Source organism: Streptococcus thermophilus, assembly GCF_010120595.1.
GTDB lineage: Bacteria > Bacillota > Bacilli > Lactobacillales > Streptococcaceae > Streptococcus > Streptococcus thermophilus.
This window is the reverse complement of record NZ_CP038020.1, coordinates 1,260,712-1,278,121: the sequence shown is the minus strand read 5'-3', so window position 1 is coordinate 1,278,121 and position 17,410 is coordinate 1,260,712. Positions and strand designations below refer to the sequence as shown.

Sequence of the window (17,410 nt, the reverse complement as noted above, 5' to 3'; positions counted from 1 at the left end):
TTAAAGAAATATTCGTTATTAGAACAAACCAACTGCTGTTCCATCTTCAGTAACATCCATCTTGAGGGCCGCTGGGGCTTTTGGAAGACCTGGCATGGTCATAACATCACCTGTGAGAGCCACGATGAATCCAGCACCTGTTTTAGGAACAAACTCACGAATAGTGATATCAAAACCTTCTGGTGCTCCAAGCAAGAATTGGTTATCTGAGAAACTATATTGTGTTTTAGCCATACATACTGGCAATTTATCCCAACCAAATTCTGCAAACTGTTTGAGTTGATTTTTAGCTTTTTTCTCGAAGACAACTGATTTACCACCATAGATTTCAGTAACAATCTTAGTAATCTTTTCTTCCAAGCTATCATCATCCGAATAGAGACGTTTGTAATCAGCATTGCCATTTTCAACAGCATCCACTACTGTATTAGCAAGGTCAATACCACCATCAGCACCATTAGCCCAAACGCTAGCCAATTCAACAGGAACCTTGATTTCGGAACAAAGTTCTTTAAGAGCTGCGATTTCAGCTTCTGTGTCAGCAACAAATTCGTTAATGGCAACAACCGCTGGAATACCAAATTTACGTATATTTTCTACATGACGTTTTAAGTTTGAAAAGCCATCGCGAACGGCTTGAACATTTTCCTCAGAAAGGTCAGTTTTAGCGACACCACCATGCATCTTAAGAGCACGAAGTGTAGCAACAATAACGACAGCATCTGGAGTTGTTGGTAGGTTTGGAGTTTTAATATCAAGGAATTTTTCAGCACCAAGGTCTGCACCGAAACCTGCTTCAGTGACCGTGTAGTCTGCCAAGCGAAGTGCTGTAGATGTAGCTAGAACTGAGTTACATCCGTGAGCGATGTTGGCAAATGGACCACCATGTACCAAGGCTGGTGTACCATAAATTGTCTGTACCAAGTTAGGTTTGATGGCATCTTTTAGAATAAGTGTAAGCGCACCTTCGATTTCAAGATCACGTACATAAACAGGTGTACGGTCATAACGGTAAGCAACGACAATGTTAGCTAAGCGTTCTTTAAGGTCGTTGATGTCAGTAGCCAAGCAAAGAATTGCCATGATTTCAGAGGCTACGGTAATATCAAAACCATCTTCACGGGGGATACCATTGAGTGGGCCACCAAGACCAACTGTCACATGACGAAGAGCACGGTCATTAAGGTCAACGACACGTTTCCAAATAATACGACGTTGATCAATACCTAGGGCGTTTCCTTGATGAATATGATTGTCAAGAAGGGCTGACAAGGCATTATTCGCTGTAGTAATAGCGTGCATATCACCTGTGAAGTGAAGATTGATATCCTCCATTGGAAGAACTTGAGCGTAACCACCACCTGCAGCACCACCTTTAATCCCCATAACAGGACCAAGAGATGGTTCACGAAGGGCAATCATTGTTTTCTTACCAATTTTGTTAAGAGCGTCTGCAAGACCAATTGACATGGTTGATTTACCTTCACCTGCTGGTGTTGGATTGATGGCTGTTACCAAAATCAATTTTCCTGGTTTGTCGTCTTTGACTTCATTGATTTTATCAAACGACAATTTTGCCTTATATTTTCCGTAGAGTTCCAAATCGTCAAAGCCGATTCCAACTTTTTCAACTACTTCTGTGATTGGTTTTAATTCTACACTTTGAGCAATTTCAATATCTGTTTTCATGAGATACTCCTCTATATATTTCTATGTACTATTATAACAAAGATTAATAAAAAACGCACTATTTTTTAGAAATTGTTTTCAAATGTTCGGTTTTTATTTAGCTATAAAAAGTTATAACTTTATTTTATAGGGGTACGTCTCAAAAACACTTACTATTATTTACTAAAATCTAAATTTTTAGTACAATACTACTATGAAAATTTTGATTACATCAGGTGGTACCACTGAAAAGATTGATGATGTCCGTGGAATCACAAATCATTCAACAGGTTATCTGGGTAAGGAAATCGCTGAACTTTTCTTGGCTAAGGGTCACCAAGTTACCTTAGTAACTGTAAAGACTGCCGTTAAACCTGAACCAAAAGAAAATCTAAAGATTACAGAAATTACCAACGTAGACAGTCTCCTAAAAAGTATGGAGCCACTTGTCAAGGAGCACGATGTCCTCATCCATAGTATGGCTATCTCTGACTATACTCCAATTTATATGACGGATTTCGCTGAGTTGGAAGATACGGAAAACCCCAGCCAACTCTTACATAAGTCTAACACTGAGAGCAAGATATCTTCGGCTTCGGATTATCAGGTTCTTTTCCTTAAAAAGACACCAAAGATTATTAGCCTGGTTAAACAATGGAATCCCAATATTCAGTTGGTTGGCTTCAAACTTCTCGCAAATGTCAGCAAAGAGGATCTTTTCAAGGCTGCTCGTGCTAGTCTTAAACGCAATCAAGCAAACATTATTGTGGCAAATGATTTGGGTGAGATTACTCCAAATCAACATATTGCTTATCTAGTTGACGAAAAGGGTGAAGAGATGGTTACAACTAAGTCTGCAATTGCTCAAGCCTTATATGAAAGGATATGCTATGACTAAACGTATCATACTTGCTGTTTCTGGCTCAATTTCCGCCTATAAGTCAGCAGATCTGACAAGCAAACTAAAGAAAAAGGGATATGATATCCACGTCATTATGACTGAGTCTGCTCAATCCTTTATTACGCCTCTAACTCTTCAAGCTCTTTCTAAGAATCCAGTTCACTCCGATGTTATGGAAGAAAAATTGGCTGAACGTATTAATCATATTGACTTAGCTAAGAAAACTGATCTCTTTATTGTTGCCCCAGCTTCAGCAAGTACGATTGCCAAATTAGCACACGGCATGGCTGATAACATGCTAACTGCGACGGCTTTAGCTTTGCCAAGCACCACTCCAAAACTAATTGCACCAGCAATGAATACGAAAATGTATGAAAATCCATTGACTAAGAAGAACTTAAAGACCTTGCAAGAAGTTGGCTACCAAGAAATTCTTCCAAAATCTGGTTTACTTGCATGCGGAGATACAGGTCGTGGCGCTCTAGCTGATATTTCTGTCATTATTGAGTCAATAGATAATGCTCTAACAAAATAGTCTTGTTGACAAGAAAAGAAGTTTATGATGAATAAAAAAAATAAAGCAAACCAAACGGCACAATTGGCTCTATTAATAGCCACAATGGTCGTTATTGAGGTACTCAGTCAAACTATCTTTGCTGCTTTTGCACTTCCAATCAAACCAACCCTAACTCATATCCCAGTCATTATTGCTAGTATCGTCTATGGTCCTAAAATTGGTGCATATTTAGGCGGTTTTATGGGAATTATGAGTATTGTTCGTAACACTATCGTCTATACAGTAGGCAGTTATCTCTTCAGTCCTTTTGTGGAAGGAGGAACTTGGGCATCTGCTGTCATTGCAATTGTTCCTCGTATTTTAATCGGTATTTTTCCTTACTTTATCTACAAGTTACTTCAAAATCGCCTAGGCTTGACGCTGTCTGGTGTTTTAGGTGCTTTTACAAATACATTTTTCGTGCTTCTAGGTATCTACTTCCTAATCCCTAATTTCTACTCAGCAGGTGGAAAAACTCTAATGGCAACTATTTTCACTATAAACTCTGTTGCTGAAATGGTTATTGCTGGCCTATTAACGCTTAGTATCACACCTATGCTACTTCGATTGAAAAAATAAAGAAAAAACATGGTAATTAGCATGATTTTTTTCCTTTAGTTGTGATATAATGTAAGCGTTTAAAAATATAAAGGAGATTGATATGTCTTACACTGAAAATTATCAAAAATGGCTCGATTTTGCTGAATTGCCTGTTTATCTTCGTGACGAGTTGGTTTCTATGGATAAAAAAACTAAAGAAGATGCCTTCTATACTAATCTTGAATTCGGTACAGCTGGTATGCGTGGTTTAATCGGCGCTGGTACCAACCGTATTAACATTTATGTTGTTCGTCAAGCAACCGAAGGTTTGGCGCAATTGATCGACTCAAAAGGTGAGGAAGCTAAAAAACGTGGTGTTGCTATCGCTTATGACAGCCGTCGTTTCTCTCCTGAGTTTGCTTTTGAATCTGCGCAAGTTTTAGCAGCTCATGGTATTAAATCTTATGTGTTCGAGAGCCTTCGTCCAACTCCTGAATTATCATTCGCAGTACGTCATCTCCACACATTTGCTGGTATCATGATAACTGCTAGCCACAACCCAGCTCCATTTAACGGATACAAAGTTTATGGTGAAGACGGTGGACAAATGCCACCCGCTGATGCCGATGCATTGACAGATTACATCCGTGCTATTGATAATCCTTTCACTGTCAAATTAGCTGACCTCGAAGACAGCAAGGCTAGCGGTCTCATCGAAATCATCGGTGAAAATGTTGATGCTGAATACCTAAAAGAAGTTAAAGACGTTAACATCAACCAGGACTTGATTAATGAGTATGGTCGTGACATGAAGATTGTATATACTCCACTTCATGGTACTGGTGAAATGTTGGCTCGCCGTGCCCTTGCTCAAGCTGGGTTTGATGCTGTTCAAGTCGTTGAAGCTCAAGCGGTTCCTCATGATGACTTCTCAACTGTTAAATCTCCTAACCCAGAAAACCAAGATGCCTTTGCTCTTGCTGAAGAACTCGGTCGTAATGTAGATGCCGACGTATTGGTTGCAACTGACCCTGACGCGGACCGTCTTGGCGTTGAAATCCGCCAACCAGATGGTTCATACCTCAACCTTTCTGGTAACCAAATTGGTGCTATCATCGCCAAATATATCCTTGAAGCTCACAAAACAGCTGGTACTCTCCCTGCTAATGCTGCCCTTTGTAAATCAATCGTATCAACTGAATTAGTTACTAAGATCGCAGAAAGCTACGGCGCAACAATGTTTAATGTCTTGACTGGCTTCAAATTTATCGGTGAAAAGATTCATGAATTTGAAACACAACACAATTACACTTACATGTTTGGTTTTGAAGAAAGCTTCGGTTACCTCATCAAACCATTTGTACGCGATAAAGACGCTATCCAAGCCGTTCTTATCATTGCAGAAATTGCTGCTTACTACCGTTCACGTGGTATGACATTGGCAGATGGTATCGAGGAAATCTACAAACAATATGGTTACTTCTCAGAAAAGACAATTTCAGTTACGCTTTCAGGTGTTGATGGTGCTGCAGAAATCAAGAAAATCATGGACAAATTCCGTCGCAATGCTCCTAAACAATTCAACAACACTGATATTGCTAAAACAGAAGACTTCTTGGAACAAACAGCTACTACTGCTGACGGCGTAGAAAAATTGACAACTCCTCCAAGTAACGTTTTGAAATACATCTTGGCTGATGATTCATGGTTTGCCGTTCGTCCTTCAGGTACAGAACCAAAAATCAAATTTTACATTGCAACAGTTGGAGAAACTGAAGCGGATGCTAAAGAAAAAATTGCTAACATCGAAGCAGAAATCAATGCTTTTGTAGGTGAATAGTACTTTTGACTTAGAGCTAAGCTCTAGGTCTTTTTTGATACATGATAATAATGCCCCACATAAGTAATTACAATCTTTCGCTGCTACACCAAGAAACCACCTATAGATTAAATATATAGGTGGTTTTTCTATTATTCAATTACAGTGCGCCGACTTGTGAATGATGCTTAAACAAGGAGTGAGTAGCTTCGTAAATATGACGTGCAGTCTCTGCATTATTCATCGTATAAAGGTGAACTCCAGCAACGTCTTGTGTAACCAAATCCACGATTTGGTCAACAGCATAAGCTAGACCGGCAGCTCTCAGAGATTCAGGATCATGCTCATACTTATCCAAAATAGCACGGAATTTACGTGGCAAATGGATATTTTCACACGTCTTAAGTAAACGTAGGGCTTGGTTACGATTCAAAATAGGCATAATACCAGCATGGATAGGCACATCAATGCCAGCAAGAGTACATTTATCTTGGAAATCGTAGAAGCGTTCATTATCAAAGAAGAGTTGGGTTACAAGACTTGAACAACCTGCATCTACTTTCTTCTTAAGATTTTGAATATCAGAGATTTGATTTGGTGAATCAGGATGACCTTCAGGATAACAAGCACCAATGATATCAAAGTTAGGAGCTTCTGCCTTGATAAACTCAATCAAATCAGTTGCATATCTGAAGTCTTTTAGAGGTTCGACCCCAGGAATGATGTCACCACGAAGTGCCAGGATACGATTTACTCCAACAGCATCTAATTCTCGCAAAGTATCAGCTACCTTTTCTTTGCTCAAATAGATTGCTGGAAGGTGAGCAATAGTAGGAATAGCCAGGTCATTTTGAATATGGTCTGCCAAAGGAACCGTTGTCTCTTTGATACTATATTTGTTATTACTAGCTGTTACACTGATAAAATGGGGTGCCGATCCTTTCATGTCATCAAGGGCAAGCAAGATTTTCTCATTTCCTACGGCTGGATTAGGTGGAAAGACTTCAAAAGAGAGGGATGGTGTTTGGCTTGTCATAAGTTTTACCTTCTTCGTTTTAGATTTTTGTTGAGACAAAAGCATTTTTATTAGTGTCAAGTAAACTCGTAGGAATTATTGATCACATTTTGCATCTAGCTTGATTACAAAAATCTTTAGAAAATTATTCACTATTGAAAACCTTCTACATATAGGAAAGAAGGTTTTCAAGGTATTATAACTTCTACTTACAAGTTTTTGCGAGCCGCTTTTGCTGCTTCTAGAAGCTTGGTTAAGCTTTCTTTAGTTTCTTTAATACCACGAGTCTTCAAACCACAGTCAGGGTTGATCCATACTTTACTACTTGGAACTTTAGCCAAGATCGCTTCGATAGTGTGGTCAATTTCACCGTCTTGTGGGACACGAGGTGAGTGGATATCATAAACTCCAGGTCCAACTTCTGTTTGGAAGTTTTGTGCTTTAAGTTCATCCAAGATTTCAAGGTTTGAACGACTAGCTTCAAAAGAGATAACATCTGCATCCAAGTTGTCGATAGCTGGAATGATATCTGTAAACTCTGAGTAACACATGTGTGTGTGAATTTGTGTGTCTGGTGCTACTGTTGAGTGTACCAAACGGAAGGCTGGAATAGCCCAGTCAAGGTAGTCTTCGTACCAGTCACTACGACGGAGTGGCAATTTTTCACGAAGAGCAGCCTCATCGATTTGGATAATCTTAATGCCTGCAGCTTCGAGGTCAAGCACTTCATCCTTGATAGCAAGAGCGATTTGAAGAGTTGAATCTTTAATAGAGATATCTTCACGTGGGAATGACCAATTGAGGATTGTAACTGGCCCAGTCAACATACCTTTAACAGGCTTGTCAGTACGTCTTTGTGCGTAGCTAGACCATTTTACAGTGATTGGATTAAGACGAGTGACATCACCCCAGATGATTGGTGGTTTCACCCCACGCATACCATATGATTGCACCCAACCATTTTTAGAGAAGAGGTACCCAGACAAGTTTTGACCGAAGTACTCAACCATGTCATTACGTTCAAACTCACCATGTACAAGGACGTCAAAGCCAACTTCTTCTTGCCATTCAATCCATTCATCTATAATTTCAGCAAGAAAGGCATCATATTCTTCCTGAGACAATTCATTCTTACGGAAAGCCAAACGTTTGGCACGAACTTCCTTAGTTTGAGGGAATGAACCGATAGTTGTTGTCGGAAGCAATGGAAGTTTGAAGGCATCCTTTTGAATGGCTTCACGTTCTGCGAAAGCCGGTAAACGTGTGTAATCTGCTTCTGTCAAACCTGCAATACGAGCACGAAGTTCAGCATTTGCACCAACACGTTCAATAGCAAAGAGCTCTTTGTTAGCAGCAAGTGATTCAGCACCTTGACCATTACGGATAGCATCCAAATCACGAAGTTCATCTAATTTTTCAACGGCAAAAGCAAAGTGGTTCAAGATTTCTGGTTCAAATTCTTCATTAGCAGTCGTAAATGGCACATGAAGAAGTGAGCATGAGCTTGTCAATACGATGTTTTCAGCTGGAATTTGTTCAAGAACAGCCAAGCTCTTTTCGTAGTTGTTGCGCCAGATGTTTTTACCATTGACAATACCTGCATAGAGAGTCTTGTCAGCTGGGAATCCACCTTTGACAAGTTCAAGCGTCTTCTTACCTTCGACAAAGTCAAGACCGATAGCATCTACTGGCAAGTTTACAAGATCATTGTATACATCACGAACATCACCAAAGTAAGTTTGAATCAAGACCTCAAGGCCTTTCTTGTCAGCCAAGATTTTATTGTACAGATTCAAGAAGAGTGCTTTTTCGTCAGCAGTCAAATCTTTAACAAGTGCTGGTTCATCAAGTTGGATACGAGTAGCACCAAGTTCAGCCAATTTTGCAAAGACATCTTGGTAGGCAGCAATAAAGCTATCGACGAAGTCTTCTGCTTTCACACCATCTTCGAAATCAGACAATTGAAGGAAAGTGAATGGTCCAACCACAACTGGGCGAGTATCCAGACCCAAGTCTTTGGCTTCTTGGTACTCATCAAAAATCTTGTGACCAGCCAATTTTACTGCTGTTGTTTTTTCAAATTTTGGAACGATGTAATGGTAGTTGGTGTTGAACCATTTCTTCATTGGAAGAGCACGCACATCCCCCTTTTCACCTTGGTAACCACGTGCCAAAGCAAAGTATTGTTCCAATTCAGTCAAATCCAAGTTTTTCACAGACTCAGGAACTACGTTGAAAAGGAAGGCCGCATCAAGGAAGTTATCGTAATGAGAAAAGTCATTTGAAGGAATTTCAGTAATACCTTTTTCTTTAACAATATTCCAGTGTTTTGCACGCAAATCTTTAGCAGCCGCTAAAAGTTCGTCTGCAGTAATTTCATTTCTAAAATATTTTTCTGTAGTAAATTTTAATTCTCGGAATTCACCCAAACGTGGGAAACCAATGATAGTAGTTGACATCTTGTGTCCTCCTCTTTGTTGTTGATTTAATCTTACCAAAGAAATAAATATCTGTATAATTGTTATCAGTTTTCAATATATATAGTTTTAAACTATATCCTATAAAATAAAGGATTTCTGGTCTCGTTGTCTTATTTTTAATTAGATATTTGTATAGCTAATAACTATATAGGGAGATGATAAGGTCATTTTTATCAAAAAAAACCTCTAGACTTTTGTCTAGAGATATATCTTACTTTTTCTTCTTTAATATTTAGTAATCAACTCATCTATGTTCACTATTGCGTAGTAAAGTCATAAAATAAGGCGTTTTAATCAAAACTAAATCTTAAACTCGTTCTTGAAGCCAAGAAGACGTATAGGACATGTTCTCACTGTTATAGCTATTCCAAATAAAATAGCCCAAAATCACCAAGACCACTAGGAAACATATTCCCAATACTGCTAACCAAATGATTTGCTTCTTTAAACTATCATACTCACTCATATAGCCATTATGAAGTTTTATAAGCTCGTCTCTCTTTTTATTGCTTGACTCTTTTACAATGGCAATCTCAAGCTCGTACATTTGATGTTTCCAAGAATTCCGCTTGGAAGTCACTTTTTTCAATTTTTTATTTGAAAGACTACTGTTCCCTTTCTCAAATTTATTTTTTTTAGTCATATTTCCCTCTAAAATCTTCTTTTAGTTCATATCATTATAACATATGTAAAACTATCTGAAAAGTTCATTTTTGGTTAAAATTTTAAGAAAGAGAATTAAATCATGAAAAAGAACCAGAGGCTATCTTCTTATGTTATACTCTATGTATGCATAAGAAAACCGTTATTGATTTTAAAGAACTTGGCGTCAGACAAATCTTCACTCACGCCATAAAAGAGATAAAAACCAAAGACATTAAGGAAGTTAAATCACTTATAAATCAAATAAAAGCCTATCAAGAAAAAGGCTATTTTGCTGTAGGCTATGTAGCCTATGAAGCTTCTCAGGCCTTTGAACCTAAATTTCAAATTTTTGATAGCCCATTAATGTCAGAGTATCTTCTCTATTTTACTATTCACGACACTGTTCAAACAGAGTCTATCCCTCTTGCCTATGAGCCTGTTCCCTTACCAGAATCTTGGCAAGAACTAACTTCTGCAGAGGAATACAAGGCTGCTATTGAGCATATACACCACCATATTCGTCAAGGAAACACCTACCAGGTCAATTTTACCGTCCAACTTCAACAGAACATAACAGCTGATCCATTTTCCATCTACAACCGATTGGTTGTTGAGCAAAATGCACATTACAATGCCTTTATTCAACATGATGATGTCTCCATCATTTCCATAAGTCCTGAACTCTTCTTTAAAAAAGATGGTGATATATTGACCACACGTCCTATGAAAGGGACAACAAATCGTGGCTTGACAACTGAAACTGACCTTAAACAAGCACAATGGCTTGCTCATGATCAGAAAAATCGCTCTGAAAATATGATGATTGTAGATCTTCTTAGAAATGACATGAATCGTATTTCAAAAATAGGGAGTGAAAATGTAAAAAGACTTTGCCAGGTTGAACAATACTCTACTGTTTGGCAATTGACTTCAACTATTGAGACGCAACTCCTACCAAACAGTCGTTTGGATGATATCTTCCAAGCCCTTTTTCCTTGTGGATCTATTACAGGAGCACCAAAAATAGCTACTATGGCAATTATTAAAAACGTCGAAAAACAAGCTCGAGGCGTCTATTGTGGAGCCATTGGTATCTTGCTACCTAATGGACCAACTATTTTCAACGTAGCCATCCGAACACTTCAAATGCAGGGAAACAAGGCTATATATGGAGTAGGAGGTGGAATCACCTGGGACAGCAAATGGGAAGCTGAATATGAAGAAACAAAGCAAAAATCAGCTATTCTATACCGTCAAAATCCTAGATTTGATCTTATCTCAACTGGACGGATTCATCAAGGTAAACTACTCCATCTTAAAGAACATCTCAATCGTCTACAAGAGTCCAGTCGCTACTTTGCTTATCCTTTCAATAAAGAAGAAGTTCAAAATCAAGTCGAAGATTTGTGTCAGTCCCTTGATTTTGACACAGACTACCGTCTTAAATTGTCCCTTGCAAAAGATGGTAAACTTACTTTTGAACATGCCCATTTAACAGAATTAGACGATGATTTTTGTCAAGCAAGATTAGTTAAGCAAACACATCCTTTGAATAACCCCTATACCTACTTTAAAACAAGTTATCGACCACACATTAGTCTAGGACCTCATGAGCAAATCTACTATAATCAAAAGAAAGAACTTTTAGAAACTTCTATCGGTAACCTCGTTCTTAAAATCAAGGACCAACTCTACACTCCACCTGTTCACCTCGGTCTTTTAAACGGTATTTACAGACAAAGCCTCATTGCTAATAATCAGGTCACAGAGAAAGTTTTGACTCTGGAAGATTTAAAACAGGCTCAAGCCATCTATGGCTGTAATGCTGTGAGAGGGTTGTATGAATTGAGGGTAGATTTCTAAAATATGGATTTAAAATTGTGAAATTTCATTTTCTAGAAATCAATCACTACTTCTCTTGATAAAAAATCACAATTTAATAGTAAAATAAAGTATAATACTTACTGACAGTTATTAAAATTATTGCTTCTATTAGGTTTTAAATTTTTGAACATTCTAGAAAGGATAAATACGTTTAATGAAAAAATTTAAAGGCTTGACTTCTGCAGAAGTTCAAGCAAGTAAAAACGCTCATGGCGATAATAGGCTCTCTAGTAAAGAGGCTAACTCGCTGCTTTCAATTTTTATTGAAGCCTTCCAGGATCAATGGATTCTCATCCTCTTGGCTGCCTTAGGATTAAAAATCATCTTCAACTTTGTTGCAATGATTTTTCCTGCTATTGGGGAGGCTAATTGGTATGAGGCTATCTCACTAATTTTTGCCATTTTGATGTCTACAGGGTTCTCAGCAGTCTCTCAATACCGTAATGAGCAAAAATTCAATATTCTCCAAGAGGAGGCTTCAAAAACTAATGCTAAGGTTTATCGAGATGGTAAACTTAAAGAGATTCTCGTGGATGATATTGTAAAAGGGGATCAAATTCTCCTTCAATCAGGGGACAAGATTCCAGTTGACGGTATCATCTTGGAAGGTAAATTAAAAGTAAACCAAGCTGTCTTAAATGGTGAAAGCGAGGATGCCACAAAACTTCCTCTTGGTGACCGAGAAGAGCCAGATTCTTCAGACCTCTTTACAGAGTTTAAGGTCTTCCGTGGTACAGTCGTAACTTCAGATGAAGCTGTGATTGAAGCTACACAAATTGGTGATAACACCGTTTTAGGAAGTATCAATACGTCTCTTCAAGAAGATAGTAAAAATTCACCATCTAAAGAAAAACTTAACAAGCTTGCAAGAAACATCGGGGTCCTCGGTTATAGTGCAGGTGCTGCCTATTCAGTAATCAACCTTGTATTAGGCTTTATTTCCCTAAATAAAGCTAACAACCTCAATGGTGGCTCGATTTTCCTTCTTATCATTGAAACAATTCTCTTTGCGGTTACAATCATCATCATGGCTGTCCCAGAAGGACTTCCAATGATGTTAGCACTCGTTTCCTCAATGAACTCAGGTCGACTTTTAGCTCAAAATATTCTAGTCCGCCATCCTGATACTATTGAAACTGCTGGATACATGAATATTCTCTTCAGTGATAAGACTGGTACAATCACAGAAGGTAAACTATCTGTAGTTGACTTCTTCCTTGGGGATGGAACACTTTATGCAGCTACTGGTGAAACCGATGCTCCAGATTTTGATACGATGTCAGATAGTCTTAAAGCTGAAATGATTAATGGTATCGGTCTTAATAACGATGCCATGGTTGCTGATGGCAATGCTGTTGGTAGTAATGCTACTGACCGTGCACTTCTTGACTTCTTGATTGGACGGTCTCAACTTGATTTCGATACTAATACTATTACTGAGAAGCAACAATTCAACTCAGCAACAAAATTCGCAAGTGTAACGACTAACGATGGAAAAACCTACATCAAAGGTGCTCCAGAATTTATCCTAAATGACTGCTACTACTATCTTGATAAAGATGGTCATAAACAAAACTTTACAGATGATATTAAAGCTCGTTTTCAAGAGTTATCATTGGAACAAGCTAACCGTTCAATGCGTTTGCTTGCCATCCTCAATACAGATGGTAATGATAAAGTCTTGATTGGTATCGTATGTATCCGTGATAACGTTCGCTCTTCAATTAAACAAACCGTTGAAACAATGAACCGTGCGGGTGTTCAAGTAGTTATGGTAACCGGTGACCGTAAAGAAACCGCTGTTGCTATCGCTAAAGAAGCAGGTATCGTCACTGGAGAAAATGACCTTGTCCTTACTCACGATGAACTTTCTGCCCTCTCAGATCAAGAACTTAAACAACAATTGCCTCACTTAAAAGTGGTAAGTCGTGCCCTTCCAATGGATAAAAAACGTCTTATTGAGGCAGCTCAAGAACTCGATATGGTAGCTGGTATGACGGGTGATGGGGTCAATGACTCACCAGCCCTTAAATCAGCTGATGTTGGTTTCTCAATGGGTGACGGTACTGAAGTCGCACGTGAAGCCTCAGATATCGTTATCTTAAACAACTCATTGACTTCTATTGAGAAAGCTGTTCTCTATGGACGCACCATGAGTAAGTCAGTAAGTAAATTTATCATCTTCCAATTAACTGTTAACGTAACAACTATTGCCATGTCACTTCTCTCGCCACTTTTGGGTCTCAAAGAGCCATTTACAATCATCCAAATTCTCTGGGTTAACCTTATCATGGACACACTTGCTGCCCTTGCCTTTGGTGAAGAGCCTGCGCTAGATCGTTATATGAACGAAAAACCAGTAGCTAAGAAAGCAAATATTCTTACTGGTTATATGAAATCCGCTATCGGAGTTGCAAGTGCCTTCATTACTCTTGTATGTTTAGCCATTCTTAAAAATGTTGGTGGTATCCAAGACTTTATCACAAATGGAACTGGTAACTTTGAAATGGTAACAACCTTTACATTTACAGTATTTATCTATGCTGTTATTTTCAACTCATTTAATACACGTAGTAATGGCTTCAATATTTTTGAACATATCGGTAAAAACAAGAAATTCTTAATCGTTATGATTTCTATTGCTGTTGTTCAAACCCTTATTATTCAATTTGGTGGAAAAGTATTTAGTACTGTTCCGATGGATATTCAACACTATATCATTGCTCTTCTTATTGCTGTATTGATTATACCAGCAGATTTCATTCGAAAAGCTCTAACTAAAAACAAATAAGATATGAGGTATTGCAAATCTTCAAAGTGATAAAAAGGACTAGGTTTTACTCCCAATCCTTTTTCTAAATTTCTAAAGGTAACCTATGAAAAAATAAGAGCAATATTATTCTATTATTGCTCTATAACAAAAAAGGCTTTAAATGAACTGCACCCCAAAAGTTAGATAGAAAAATCTAACTTTTGGGGTGTTTTTATTATGAAATTAACTTATGAAGATAAAGTTCAAATATATGAATTGAGAAATCAAGGAGAAAGCTTTAAACGACTTTCAAATCAATTTGGGTTGAACTTTTCTGGTCTAAAATATATGGTGAAATTAATTGACCATTATGGAATAAACATCATCAAAAAGGGAAAGAATCGTTATTATTCTCCTAAATTAAAGCGAGAAATGATTGATAAAGTTCTACTTGAAGGTTGTTCTCAACAAAGTATTTGCCTGGACTATGGCCTCTCAAATTAAGGGTTGCTTAACAATTGGATAGCACAATACAAGAAAAATGGGTATACTCTTCTTGAGAAAAGAAGAGGGAGAGTACCTAAAATGGGGAGTAAGCCAAAGAAGAAACCTGAAGAGATGACAGAGATAGAGCGACTTCAAGCAGAAAATGAGTACCTGAGAGCGGAGAATGCTATTCTAAAAAAGTTGAGATAACTCCGATTGAGGGACGAAAGGGAGCAAGAAGAAAAACAGAAATTGTTCAAGGATTAGTAACAGAGTTTCCTTTAGATATCCTTCTAAACATTATCAAACTTGCTTGTTCAACCTATTATTACCACTTAAAGCAACTGAATCAAGTAGATAAAAATCAATCTATCAAAGTGGAAATTCAAGCCATTTATGATGAACATGAGGGAAATTACGGATATCGTCGAATAACTCTTGAATTGAGGAATCGTGGTTTTGTAGTGAACCAGAAGAAGGTCCAACGTCTGATAAATCTCCTTGGTTTAAGTTCCCAAATTCGTCGTAAACGCAAGTATTTTTCATACCAAGGAAAAAGTTGATAAGAAAGCAGATGGCCTTATTCAACGGCAGTTTGAAGCATCCAATCCAATGGAAAAGTGCTATACAGATGTGACAGAGTTTGCCATTCCAAATAGCACACATAAATTGTATTTATCGCCTGTTTTAGATGGTTTCAACAGCAAAATTATCGTATCGCTTATAATCTCTCAACTTTACCAAACTTAGAACAAGTGAAATCTATGTTAGACCAGTCCTTCACAGAGGAGCATTATGAAAATACAATTCTCCATAGCGACCAAGGTTGGCAATATCAACATCAGTATTATCATCAATTTTTAGAGGATAAAGGGATCCAACCGTCCATGTCACGTAAGGGAAATAGTCCAGACAATGGTATGATGGAGTCTTTCTTTGGCATTCTTAAGTCTGAGATGTTTTATGGTTACGAGAAGATGTTTCACTCACTTGAGCAATTGAAACAAGCTATTGGAGACTATATTGATTATTACAATAACAAACTAATCAAGGTAAAACTAAAAGGACTTATTTCTGTGCAATACAGAACTAAATCCTTTGGATAAATTAGTTGTCTAACTTTTTGGGGTCAGTACAAATCGAGCTTTTTTCTTTATGTTAATTAAACTGACTAGGAGTTCCTGTATATCCTGACCAGTCCTTACTATAAAAGCGATCATTCAATTTATAGCTAGGTGCAGGTGTTGGATTACTAACGAAAGAATCAACGACCCTGTCAAAGGATACCCAACCTTTCCAGCCCATATGAATAGTGTCTTGCATAAAGTAAGGTTGATCGCCATCTTTTGAGAAATCTGCAATATTGGTAAATCCTTGACTTTCCAATTGATAACGGATTTTAGAAACCGTAGCATCATACATGTCCTGATTAAGTCCAGTATAAGCCATCCACTTGCTATTAACAGGTGGAATGACAAATATGACATTTGTATTTGACTTGGCAAATTGATTAAGAACCAGCTGTAAATCACCATATTCTTGAGAAACTTCATAGGAAAGATTTTTCTGGAAACCTTTAAGTTTACCAATCTTCTTAGATAAGCGTTCCTTATAAAAACGGTCATCAATTCCAAAGTCATTTGATTTGGTATGTGCTTCTGCATCTCTTACAGCAAGCTGATCAAGGGCATCATAAGAGAATTGGTCTGGTAACTCTTTAAGACAAGGAAGAACCTTCTTGTCATAATTAGCGTTATTTGACGCTGCTAAAGGGCTAAACAAGCTATCTTCTCGCCTATTTAGCTCTGCCATGAATTGAATATAGGTTTTATCGACAGTATTGAGATCTTGTCCTTTGGCCACTTTAGAAAGTTGAGATTTCATCGTTATCTCAGGTTTCATCTCTAAGATACGTTTAGCAGCATACTGTGAATTTGCATCCGTCTGATTTTGACTTAGGAAACTACTAAGTTGGTCGTTATTAAAGAACTGCTGAAAAGCTGCAGAATTATAACCTTTTTTAGTGAACCATTGCGGAGACAAGACGTACACAGCTGTACCGTTTTGTAATTCTGGAAGCATTTGTTGCATTCCCAAATAATGATTTAGAGAAGCTGACCCACGTTGTCCAATAAAGTATGGGCGATAGTTACGGTCGTATTTCTCTGCTAAAACAGCTGGATGAAGGGCATCAAAACGTAACCACTCACTAGACCCAAAGAAAGGTACAAAACGATGATTCTGGTCTGAAAGAGCGGTAGTTTTATTTTTCCGACTTTTAAAGTTCTCATTCGTCAGCGTTACTGCACTACGTTTTTCAGCCTCATAACTATATTTTCTGCCTTGTGGGTAGGCATATATAACTACTACTACCAAAACCAGGGCACAAATTACTGGACCAAAAATCTGCCATAAACGCTTAAGCATTGCGAAGCTCCGTTACCCCTTCAACAATCTTATTAGCTGTGTTCCAATCATCACGACCAAATTCTGAAACTGGGACACGAATATCAAAACGTGATTCCAATTCAACGATAAGTTCAACAGTTCCCATTGAATCAAGAACACCAGCATCAAAAAGGTCTTCATCCATCATGTCAGATACATCTTCCATGAACAGTTCATCAATAATTTCAATGACTTCTGCTTTTATATCCATTTTTA

General features: G+C 37.9%; 12 protein-coding genes and 1 pseudogene. 7 read left to right on the top strand and 6 right to left on the bottom strand.

Features of this window, described 5'->3' with window-relative positions:
* Window positions 1–18: 18 nt before the first annotated feature.
* Window positions 19–1,689 carry a formate--tetrahydrofolate ligase gene (locus E3C75_RS06750; RefSeq protein ID WP_024704082.1) on the bottom strand — a complete coding sequence of 557 codons (1,671 nt, stop codon included), beginning with the start codon at window positions 1,687–1,689 and terminating at the stop codon, window positions 19–21.
* Window positions 1,690–1,882: 193 nt separating this feature from the next.
* On the opposite strand from E3C75_RS06750, the gene E3C75_RS06745 reads away from it, so the two are divergent.
* From E3C75_RS06745 to E3C75_RS06730, 4 genes are all read left to right on the top strand, one after another.
* Window positions 1,883–2,566: a phosphopantothenate--cysteine ligase gene (locus tag E3C75_RS06745; protein WP_084828741.1), complete on the top strand. Its 684-nt coding sequence runs from the start codon at window positions 1,883–1,885 to the stop codon at window positions 2,564–2,566.
* On the top strand, window positions 2,559–3,104 hold the full coding sequence (gene coaC, locus E3C75_RS06740; RefSeq protein WP_100273743.1) for a phosphopantothenoylcysteine decarboxylase: 546 nt from the start codon (window positions 2,559–2,561) through the stop codon (window positions 3,102–3,104). Before E3C75_RS06745 ends, coaC begins: the two co-directional genes overlap by 8 nt.
* A gap of 27 nt (window positions 3,105–3,131) precedes the next feature.
* On the top strand, window positions 3,132–3,704 hold the full coding sequence (locus tag E3C75_RS06735) for an ECF transporter S component (protein WP_002948204.1): 573 nt from the start codon (window positions 3,132–3,134) through the stop codon (window positions 3,702–3,704).
* 82 nt (window positions 3,705–3,786) lie between these two features.
* A complete protein-coding gene (locus E3C75_RS06730) occupies window positions 3,787–5,505 on the top strand; it encodes a phospho-sugar mutase (RefSeq protein WP_111679546.1) in 1,719 nt (572 codons plus the stop codon).
* Window positions 5,506–5,644: 139 nt separating this feature from the next.
* Here E3C75_RS06730 and metF read toward each other — a convergent pair whose 3' ends face one another.
* The 3 genes from metF to E3C75_RS06715 all read right to left on the bottom strand — a co-directional run bounded on the left by metF (window position 5,645) and on the right by E3C75_RS06715 (window position 9,622).
* Window positions 5,645–6,520: a methylenetetrahydrofolate reductase [NAD(P)H] gene (metF, locus tag E3C75_RS06725; RefSeq protein WP_100273453.1), complete on the bottom strand. Its 876-nt coding sequence runs from the start codon at window positions 6,518–6,520 to the stop codon at window positions 5,645–5,647.
* A gap of 188 nt (window positions 6,521–6,708) precedes the next feature.
* A complete protein-coding gene (metE, locus tag E3C75_RS06720; protein WP_100273454.1) occupies window positions 6,709–8,958 on the bottom strand; it encodes a 5-methyltetrahydropteroyltriglutamate--homocysteine S-methyltransferase in 2,250 nt (749 codons plus the stop codon).
* Window positions 8,959–9,286: 328 nt separating this feature from the next.
* On the bottom strand, window positions 9,287–9,622 hold the full coding sequence (locus E3C75_RS06715; RefSeq protein ID WP_111679545.1) for a hypothetical protein: 336 nt from the start codon (window positions 9,620–9,622) through the stop codon (window positions 9,287–9,289).
* 146 nt (window positions 9,623–9,768) lie between these two features.
* Between E3C75_RS06715 and pabB the strand changes: the two genes are divergently transcribed.
* From pabB to E3C75_RS11155, 3 genes and pseudogenes are all read left to right on the top strand, one after another.
* Window positions 9,769–11,487, top strand: coding sequence for an aminodeoxychorismate synthase component I (gene pabB, locus E3C75_RS06710; RefSeq protein ID WP_111679544.1), 1,719 nt, complete (start codon window positions 9,769–9,771; stop codon window positions 11,485–11,487).
* A gap of 175 nt (window positions 11,488–11,662) precedes the next feature.
* The gene (locus E3C75_RS06705; RefSeq protein ID WP_084828731.1) at window positions 11,663–14,299 is read left to right on the top strand and encodes a calcium-translocating P-type ATPase, PMCA-type; all 2,637 of its coding nucleotides are present in this window, start codon (window positions 11,663–11,665) and stop codon (window positions 14,297–14,299) included.
* Between the two features lie 198 nt (window positions 14,300–14,497).
* Window positions 14,498–15,852: pseudogene (locus tag E3C75_RS11155) on the top strand (IS3 family transposase).
* A gap of 52 nt (window positions 15,853–15,904) precedes the next feature.
* Here E3C75_RS11155 and dltD read toward each other — a convergent pair.
* Together dltD and dltC are read right to left on the bottom strand one after the other, a co-directional pair.
* Complete coding sequence (gene dltD / locus E3C75_RS06690; protein WP_100273369.1) at window positions 15,905–17,173, bottom strand: D-alanyl-lipoteichoic acid biosynthesis protein DltD; 1,269 nt, start codon at window positions 17,171–17,173, stop codon at window positions 15,905–15,907.
* The gene (dltC, locus tag E3C75_RS06685) at window positions 17,166–17,405 is read right to left on the bottom strand and encodes a D-alanine--poly(phosphoribitol) ligase subunit DltC (RefSeq protein ID WP_084828729.1); all 240 of its coding nucleotides are present in this window, start codon (window positions 17,403–17,405) and stop codon (window positions 17,166–17,168) included. The genes dltD and dltC overlap by 8 nt, the downstream gene beginning before the upstream one ends.
* Window positions 17,406–17,410 lie beyond the last annotated feature (5 nt).

Excerpts from the sequence above, each read along its gene's own strand:
- E3C75_RS06750 (WP_024704082.1), bottom strand. The coding sequence starts at position 1,689 with ATGAAAACAGATATTGAAATTGCTCAAAGTGTAGAATTAAAACCAATC.
- E3C75_RS06745 (WP_084828741.1), top strand. The coding sequence starts at position 1,883 with ATGAAAATTTTGATTACATCAGGTGGTACCACTGAAAAGATTGATGAT.
- coaC (WP_100273743.1), top strand. The coding sequence starts at position 2,559 with ATGACTAAACGTATCATACTTGCTGTTTCTGGCTCAATTTCCGCCTAT.
- E3C75_RS06735 (WP_002948204.1), top strand. The coding sequence starts at position 3,132 with ATGAATAAAAAAAATAAAGCAAACCAAACGGCACAATTGGCTCTATTA.
- E3C75_RS06730 (WP_111679546.1), top strand. The coding sequence starts at position 3,787 with ATGTCTTACACTGAAAATTATCAAAAATGGCTCGATTTTGCTGAATTG.
- metF (WP_100273453.1), bottom strand. The coding sequence starts at position 6,520 with ATGACAAGCCAAACACCATCCCTCTCTTTTGAAGTCTTTCCACCTAAT.
- metE (WP_100273454.1), bottom strand. The coding sequence starts at position 8,958 with ATGTCAACTACTATCATTGGTTTCCCACGTTTGGGTGAATTCCGAGAA.
- E3C75_RS06715 (WP_111679545.1), bottom strand. The coding sequence starts at position 9,622 with ATGACTAAAAAAAATAAATTTGAGAAAGGGAACAGTAGTCTTTCAAAT.
- pabB (WP_111679544.1), top strand. The coding sequence starts at position 9,769 with ATGCATAAGAAAACCGTTATTGATTTTAAAGAACTTGGCGTCAGACAA.
- E3C75_RS06705 (WP_084828731.1), top strand. The coding sequence starts at position 11,663 with ATGAAAAAATTTAAAGGCTTGACTTCTGCAGAAGTTCAAGCAAGTAAA.
- dltD (WP_100273369.1), bottom strand. The coding sequence starts at position 17,173 with ATGCTTAAGCGTTTATGGCAGATTTTTGGTCCAGTAATTTGTGCCCTG.
- dltC (WP_084828729.1), bottom strand. The coding sequence starts at position 17,405 with ATGGATATAAAAGCAGAAGTCATTGAAATTATTGATGAACTGTTCATG.